This is a genomic window from Paracoccus sp. PAMC 22219 (assembly GCF_000787695.1).
GTDB lineage: Bacteria > Pseudomonadota > Alphaproteobacteria > Rhodobacterales > Rhodobacteraceae > Paracoccus.
Window position 1 is genome coordinate 1 of sequence record NZ_BBPH01000194.1, and the last position, 7594, is coordinate 7594.

The window sequence follows — 7594 nt, forward strand, 5'->3', positions numbered from 1 at the left end:
CGGGATCGATCTGTCGGTCGAACCCGGAGAGCTGCTGGCGCTGCTGGGCCCGTCCGGGTCAGGCAAGACCACGCTGCTCAAGATCATCGCGGGGCTGGAATGGCCCGATGCCGGGCAGCTGCAGGTCGAGGGGCAGGACTGGCTGGCGCTGGCCGCCCGCGACCGGCGCATCGGCTTCGTGTTTCAGCACTACGCCCTGTTTCCGCACATGACCGTGCGCGACAACATCGGCTTCGGCCTGTCCGTGCAGCCGCGTGGCCAGCGTCCGACCCGCGCCCAGATCGCCGCGCGCGCGGACGAGCTGATGGCGTTTCTGCAGATCGACCATCTGGCCGACCGCTTTCCGGGTCAGCTGTCGGGCGGGCAGCGTCAGCGGGTGGCGCTTGGGCGTGCCCTGGCGATCAAGCCGCGGGTGCTGCTGCTGGACGAACCATTCGGTGCGCTGGACGCCGCGATCCGCCGCGACCTGCGCCGCTGGCTGCGGGGGGTGCACGAGGCCACCGGATCGACCACGATCTTTGTCACCCACGACCAGGAGGAGGCGTTCGAGCTGGCCGACCGCGTGGTGGTGATGGGCGAGGGACGGATCGAGCAGATCGGCCATGCCGACCAGATCCACGACGCCCCCGCCACGCCCTTTGTCGCGCGCTTCATGGGCGCCACGGTCCAGTTGCCCGTCACCGTGACGGCGGGCCGTGCGCAGGGGCCGGGGCTGGATCTGTCCGCGCTGCCGCCCGTCGCCCTGCGCGACGGTCCGGCGCAGCTGTTCGCGCGCCCGCCGATCTGCGCGTCGCCCCCGATGCCGACGGGCCGTGGCGCGTCCAGACCCTGGCCAGCACCGGCGCCGACCTGCGCCTGACCGTCACCCATCCGCAGGGGGCCGAGGCCGAAATCCAGATGCCCCGCCGCGGCGCCCCCGCGCTGACCCGCGGTGCCCCCGTCACCCTGCAGGCCCAAGCCGCCACGATCTTTGCCGATGCCCCGTTGCACAAGGAAACCGCCTGATGAAACTGCCCCTGATCGCCACCGCTTTCGCCCTGACCCTGTCCGGTCCCGCCCTTGCGCAGGACAAGCTGCTGAACGTCAGCTATGACATCGCACGCGAGCTGTTCGAGGCGCTGAACCCCGTCTTTGCCGAAAAATGGCAGGCCGAGACCGGGCGCAGCCTGACCATCGACATGTCGCATGGCGGATCGTCGCGCCAGGCGCGCGCCATCCTGGAGGGGCTGCCCGCCGATGTCGTGACCTTCAACCAGGAGACCGACGTGGACGTGCTGGCGGAATCGGGCTTGCTGCCCGAGGACTGGCGCGACGCGTTGCCGAACGGGGCGTCGCCCTATTATTCGCTGCCGGCCTTCCTGGTGCGCGAGGGCAACCCCAAGGGGATCGAGGATTGGGACGACCTGGCCCGCGACGACGTGGCCCCGGTGTTCCCCAACCCCAAGACCAGCGGCAATGCGCGTTACACCTATCTGGCGGCCTATGCCTATGCGCTGGCGCAGAACGGCGGCGACCAGGCGGCGGCGCAGGAATTCGTGCGCGGCATCTTTGACAACGTGCCGGTCTTCGACACCGGTGGGCGCGCGGCCACCCAGACCTTCGCCGAACGCGGCATCGGCGACGTGCTGGTGACCTTCGAGGCCGAGACCGGCCAGATCGCCGCCCAGTACGAGGCGCAGGGGTTCGAGCGCGTGACGCCGTCGATCAGCCTGTTCGCGGCCTTCCCCGTGGCCGTGGTGGCCGAGAATGCCGAAGACAACGGCACCACCGATCTGGCCACCGCCTATCTGGACTGGCTGTACACCCCCGAGGCGCAGCGCATCCTGGCCGACAACTATTACCGCGTCACCGACGAGACGGTCGCCGCGGAATTCGCCGACGCCCAGGCCCCGGTCGAACTGGTCACCGTGGACGACGTCTTTGGCGGATGGGACCGCGTGCGCGTGGAGCATCTGGCCGACGGCGCGATCCTGGACCAGGTCTTCGTGAACCGATGACCACTGCTACTGCCCCGATCCGTGCCAAGCGCGTCCTGCCCGGCTTCACGCTGAGCCTGGGCACGACGCTGCTGTACCTGGTGCTGATCGTGCTGATCCCCATCGCCGCGCTGATCCTGAAGGGCGCGCAGATCGGGCCCGCGGGGTTCTGGGCCATCGTCAGCAGCGACCGGGCGCTGGCCGCGTTCCGCGTCACGCTGACGGCGGCGGCGATCGCCACGGCCTTCAATGCGGTCTATGGCCTGCTGATGGCCTGGGTGCTGGTGCGCCACGACTTTCCTGGCAAGCGCATCCTTGACGCGCTGATGGACGTGCCCTTTGCGCTGCCCACCGCGGTGGCGGGGCTGTCGCTGACGGCGCTGTTTTCCGCCAACGGCTGGTTCGGGCAGGTGCTGCACCCCATGGGCGTGCCGGTGGTTTATACGGTGCTTGGCATCGCGCTGGCGATGGCCTTCACCTCGATCCCCTTTGTGGTCCGCACGGTCCAGCCGGTGCTGGAGGATCTAGACCCGGCGCTGGAACAGGCCGCCGAAACCTTGGGCGCGACGCCGTGGCAGTCGTTCACCCGCGTGGTCTTTCCGGCGATCCTGCCCGCTTGGCTGGCCGGTTGTACGACCGCCTTCGCGCGGTCCCTGGGGGAATTCGGCGCGATCGTGTTCATCGCCGGCAACCTGCCCGGACAGACCGAGATCGCCGCCCTGCTGGCCTTCATCCGGCTGGAGGAGTTCGACTATAACGGTGCCGCGGCCATCGCGCTGGTCCTGCTGGGCTTTGCGCTGGTGCTGCTGGTCGTGTCGAACATCCTACAATCCTGGGCCGCCCGCCACCGCGGGGCCACCCGATGACGCCGCGTCCCCGCCGGTCGGGCCGCCTGCTGGTCACGCTGGCCGTGGTGATGACGCTGCTGATCGTGGTGGCGCCGCTGGTCTATATCTTTGCCCGCGCCTTTTCCGAAGGCTGGCGCGTCTATGCCGACAACATCCTGCATCCCGACACGCTGCACGCGATCTGGCTGACCAGCCTGGTCGCGCTGATCGTGGTGCCGGTGAACATCGCGTTCGGCATCGCCGCCGCGTGGGCGGTGGCCAAGCACCGATTCTGGGGCCGGGGCATCCTGGTCACCATGATCGAGATCCCGTTCTCGATCTCTCCGATCATTGCGGGGATCTGCTATCTGCTGCTCTATGGCCGCCAGGGCCTGCTGGGCCCGTGGCTGCGCGAGGTCGACCTGCAGGTGATGTTCGCGCTGCCCGGCATCGTGCTGGTGACGATGTTCGTGACCGCACCATTCGTCGCGCGTGAGGTGCTGCCGCTGATGCAGGCGCAGGGGACCGATCAGGAACAGGCCGCGGTGACGCTTGGTGCGTCGGGCTGGCAGGTGTTCCGGCGGGTGACCCTGCCCAACATCAAATGGGCGCTGCTGTATGGCGCGGTCCTGTGCACGGCGCGCGCGGTGGGCGAGTTCGGGGGCGTGTCCGTGGTGTCGGGCAACATCCGCGGCCAGACCAACACGCTGCCCCTGCATATCGAGCTGTTGTTCAATGACCTGAACGCGGTCGGCGCCTTTGCGGCCGCGTCCACGCTGACCCTGCTGGCGCTGGTCGCGCTGGTCCTCAAGGCGGTGCTGGAGGGGCGGCGCGGCTGAGCCCCGCTTGCCCCGGCGCGGCGCGGGGCATACCCTGACGTCCAACGCATATGTCGAGGATATCATGACCCATCACGGCCTGGAACTGAGATCGACGATCACGGCGGACGGAACGCTGCGGGTGCATCTGGAGTCCGTCACTCATCCCGAGCCCGGCCCCGGCCAGCTGCTGGTCCGGATCGAGGCGGCACCGATCAACCCGTCGGATCTGGGGCTGCTGTTCGGCCCCGCCGACATGGACAGCCTGACCGCATCCGGCACGCCCGACGCCCCGGTCCTGACCGCAACGGTGCCCCCCGCCGCGATGCCCGCGATGAAGGCCCGCATCGACCAGTCGCTGCCCGTCGGCAACGAGGGCGCGGGCACCGTCATCGCCGCCGGTCCCGACCTGTCCCATCTGGTCGGAAAGCGCGTGGCGATGATCGGCGGCGCGATGTATGCCGACCTGCGCCTGATCGGGATGGATGCCTGCATCGTGCTGCCCGATGAGGCCACCGCGGAACAGGGCGCGTCGCTGTTCGTGAACCCGCTGACCGCGCTTGGGTTCGTCCAGACGATGCGCGCCGAAGGGCACAGCGCCATCGTCCACGCTCCCGCCGCGTCGAACCTGGGCCAGATGCTGGTACGCATCTGCAAGGATGACGGGATCGGTCTGGTCAACATCGTGCGCAGCCCCGATCAGGTCCGGCTGCTGCGCGATCTTGGTGCGGTCCATGTCGTCGACAGCAGCAGCGACAGCTTTCGCGCCGATCTGGAACAGGCGATCGAGGCCACCGGCGCGACCTTGGCATTCGACGCCATCGGCGGCGGAGAGATGACCAGCACCATCCTGAACGCAATGGAGGCCGTGGTCGCGCGCAAGATGGACAGCTATGACCGATACGGGTCGGACGTGATGAAGCAGGTCTATGTCTATGGCGCGCTGGACACGGGGCCGACGATGCTGCGCCGGGGGTTCGGGTTCAGCTGGGGCATCGGCGGCTGGCTGCTGTTCCACATGCTGCGCCGCACCGACAAGGCGGTCACGCAGAAGATGCGCGAACGGGTCGCGGCGGAAATGACCACGACCTTTGCCAGCCACTATTCCGAACGCCTGACCCTGCGCGAGGCGCTGTCGCCCGATGCGGCCCGCGCCTATGTCCGCAAGGCCACGGGGGCGAAATACCTGATCACCGGCCCGCGCCCCTAGGCGCAGGTCGAGGTCGCGATCACCGGGAACAGCGTGACCAGGGTCGACACGAACCCGATCCACGCCCCCATGGTGATCAGCTGCCGCGGGCGTCCCCTGCCCGCGGGCATGACCCGGATCAGCACCAGGTGCAGCGCCAGCCCCGCGCCCCAAGCCAGCCACATCGCCATGTGGTGCCAGTCGGCGATGGGCGCGGGGCGGTCGGTCCAGCCCAGATGGCAGCCCGCGCCGTGCAGCGCATAGACCAGCGAGAACATCACGGCCCACAGGATCGGCCCGGCCAGGGCGCGCCACAGCCAGGTCATGACAGCACCTCCTGGGCGGCGACCAGGGTCAGCGACACGGCCGACGTGCCCAGCCAGAAAGACTGGAACAGCTGCCAGATCGGGGCGGCCCCACGGCGCGCCCAGCTGGTCCGTCCGCCGCGGGCATCGGCGAGGCTGCGCAGCGCCAGCATCGCGGCGATCACGCCGTGAAAGACCGCAAAGCCCAGGATCACCGCACGCAGCGCGTCACGCGCATGGCGCCGCGGATCGTCCAGCCCGAAGACCAGCGCCACCAGCGCCATCAGCGCCACAAGGCAGGCGGCCAAGCCGATACCAGCCAGGTGGTGCCCGCCGCGCGGTCGCGCAGCGCCTCGGCCCGGTGGGCGGCGAACAGGCCGATCGCCATCGCGGCCAGCGCCAGCACGGCCGCACCCGCCATCGGCAGGGTGGACAACCCGCTGGCCGGCGCGGGCCAGCCGGGCGCCACGACCGACAGAAAGCCCACCCCGAACAGCAGCGACGCATACAGCGTCCCGTCCGCCAGCAGCAGCGCCACCGTGCCGGTGCGTGCCAGCGTGTTGCGCGTCTGCCAGTGCAGCGGCAGGGTCAGGCCGGGCGCGACCTGCACATCGGAGTGATCGGTGGTCGATCCCATGATGTCGCCCCATTTCCACGCCGCGATCAGCGTCAGCACGATGCCCACCGGCGCCAGCCAGTACAGCCCGGCCAGAACCGCCCCGAAGAAGCTGCCGATGGCGGCAGAGGTCAGCAGGGGCAGCATCGTGCTTTTGGCCAGCACGGCGACATGGTCGGGCCGTCCGCTGCCGGCATCCAGAGCCAGCGTCTCGCGCAGGTCGCGGGGGGCGCCGGGCAGCAGCCCCTCGCCCCGCGCCAAGGGCAGCAGTGCACTGGAATCGGGTTGGCGCGGGCCCGGCAGGGACGCAAAGTTGTAGGACGGCGCGGGCACCGGCATCGCCCAGTCCAGCGTGGGCGCCCCCCACGGGTTGCGCCAGCTGCGCCGCCCGAACAGCCACTGCATCACCACGTCAAAGGCGAACAGCGCGAACCCTGCCGACATGATCATGCCGAAGATCGACGAGATCAGGTTCAGCCATTCCCATTCCGGGTTGTTGGGATAGACCGCGATCCGGCGCGGCATACCCAGAAGGCCGGTCAGGTGCATCAGGAAGAAGGTGCCGTGAAAGCCGATCAGGATCAGCCAGAAGGCCGATTCCCCCAGGCCCCTCACCCGCCAGCGCCCGCAGATCATCGGCATCCAATAGCTGACCGCGGCCAGCATCGGAAAGACGAACCCGCCGACCAGCACGTAATGCAGGTGGGCTGTGACGAAGGCGGTGTCATGCGCCTGCCAGTTGAACGGCACCATGGCCAGCATCACGCCGGTCAGGCCGCCCAGGACGAAGGTGATGAAGAACCCCATCACGTACAGCATCGGCAGGCGGAAGCTCACCTTGCCGTCCCACAGCGTGCCGATCCAGGCAAAGACCTGGACCGCGGTCGGCACCGCCACCAGCGCCGATGCCGCGCTGAAGAAGGCCAGTGCCATGTGCGGGATGCCCACCGTGAACATGTGGTGGACCCACAGGCCGAACGACAGGAACACCAGCCCCGCGATCGCCGCGACGATCGCGCCGTAACCCAGGATGGTGGTGCGCGACATGATCGGGATGATCGTCGACAGCGCGCCCGCGGCGGGCAGGAAGATGATATAGACCTCGGGGTGGCCGAACAGCCAGAACAGGTGCTGCCACAGCAGTGGATCGCCCCCCCTCGCGATGTCGAAGAACGGCCAGTCGAAGGCGCGCTGCACCTCCAGCAGGATCGAGCCCAGGATCAGCGGCGGAAAGCCCACTAGCATCATCACCGCCGTGCCCAGCAGGTACCAGCCCATCAGCGGCATCCGGGTCAGCGGCATGTGGGCCGCGCGACAGCGCAGGATGGTCACGGTGATTTCCACCGCGGCGGCCATGGCGCTGATCTCGACGAAGGTCACGCCCAGCAGCCAGACATCGGCATTGATGCCCGGCGTGTGGGTGCGGTCGGCCAGCGGAACATACATGAACCACCCGCCGTCGGGGGCCACGCCCGCCACCAGCGACAGCACGATCACCGTGCCGCCGAACAGATAGCACCAGTATCCCAAGGCCGACAGCCGCGGGAACGCCATGTCTCGCGCGCCCAGGATCTTGGGCAGCAGCCACAGCGCCAGCCCCTCCAGCATGGGGATGGCGAACAGGAACATCATGATGCTGCCGTGCATCGTGAAGATCTGGTTGTACAGCTCGACATCCAGGAAGGCGCCGTTGCGGGTCGCCAGCTGCGCGCGGATCAGCATCGCCAGCACGCCGCCGATGGCAAAAAACACAAAGGACGTCGCCATGAAGCGCAGTCCGATCGTGCCGTGGTTGACCGAGGTGAAGAAGCCCCGCCAGCCCGGCTCGTCCGACCAAGTGCGGTCCAGCTGACGGTGCAGCGC

Annotated in this window: 8 protein-coding genes; 5 read left to right on the plus strand and 3 right to left on the minus strand. The window is 68.8% G+C overall.

Annotation, left to right across the window (positions count from 1 at the left end):
- The 5 genes from TY51_RS17990 to TY51_RS18010 all read left to right on the plus strand — a co-directional run.
- The coding region (locus tag TY51_RS17990) for a sulfate/molybdate ABC transporter ATP-binding protein (RefSeq protein ID WP_231559130.1) at nucleotides 1-859 on the plus strand (859 nt) is incomplete at its 5' end.
- Between the two features lie 145 nt (nucleotides 860-1004).
- The gene (locus tag TY51_RS17995) at nucleotides 1005-1997 is read left to right on the plus strand and encodes a sulfate ABC transporter substrate-binding protein (protein WP_042252278.1); all 993 of its coding nucleotides are present in this window, start codon (nucleotides 1005-1007) and stop codon (nucleotides 1995-1997) included.
- Nucleotides 1994-2842, plus strand: a complete 849-nt coding sequence (gene cysT, locus TY51_RS18000; protein WP_042252281.1) for a sulfate ABC transporter permease subunit CysT — start codon at nucleotides 1994-1996, stop codon at nucleotides 2840-2842. Before TY51_RS17995 ends, cysT begins: the two co-directional genes overlap by 4 nt.
- The gene (cysW, locus tag TY51_RS18005; protein ID WP_042252282.1) at nucleotides 2839-3642 is read left to right on the plus strand and encodes a sulfate ABC transporter permease subunit CysW; all 804 of its coding nucleotides are present in this window, start codon (nucleotides 2839-2841) and stop codon (nucleotides 3640-3642) included. The genes cysT and cysW overlap by 4 nt, the downstream gene beginning before the upstream one ends.
- A 64-nt stretch (nucleotides 3643-3706) precedes the next feature.
- Complete coding sequence (locus TY51_RS18010) at nucleotides 3707-4831, plus strand: zinc-binding dehydrogenase (protein WP_042252287.1); 1125 nt, start codon at nucleotides 3707-3709, stop codon at nucleotides 4829-4831.
- Here TY51_RS18010 and TY51_RS18015 read toward each other — a convergent pair.
- The 3 genes from TY51_RS18015 to TY51_RS18020 form a co-directional block, all read right to left on the minus strand.
- On the minus strand, nucleotides 4828-5136 hold the full coding sequence (locus TY51_RS18015) for a hypothetical protein (protein WP_042252285.1): 309 nt from the start codon (nucleotides 5134-5136) through the stop codon (nucleotides 4828-4830). The genes TY51_RS18010 and TY51_RS18015 overlap by 4 nt on opposite strands.
- On the minus strand, nucleotides 5133-5423 hold the full coding sequence (locus TY51_RS23725; RefSeq protein ID WP_231559131.1) for a hypothetical protein: 291 nt from the start codon (nucleotides 5421-5423) through the stop codon (nucleotides 5133-5135). Before TY51_RS23725 ends, TY51_RS18015 begins: the two co-directional genes overlap by 4 nt.
- Nucleotides 5399-7594 (minus strand): cytochrome c oxidase subunit I (locus tag TY51_RS18020; protein ID WP_307537992.1); only part of this gene is annotated, 2196 nt, incomplete at its 5' end. The genes TY51_RS18020 and TY51_RS23725, both read right to left, overlap by 25 nt.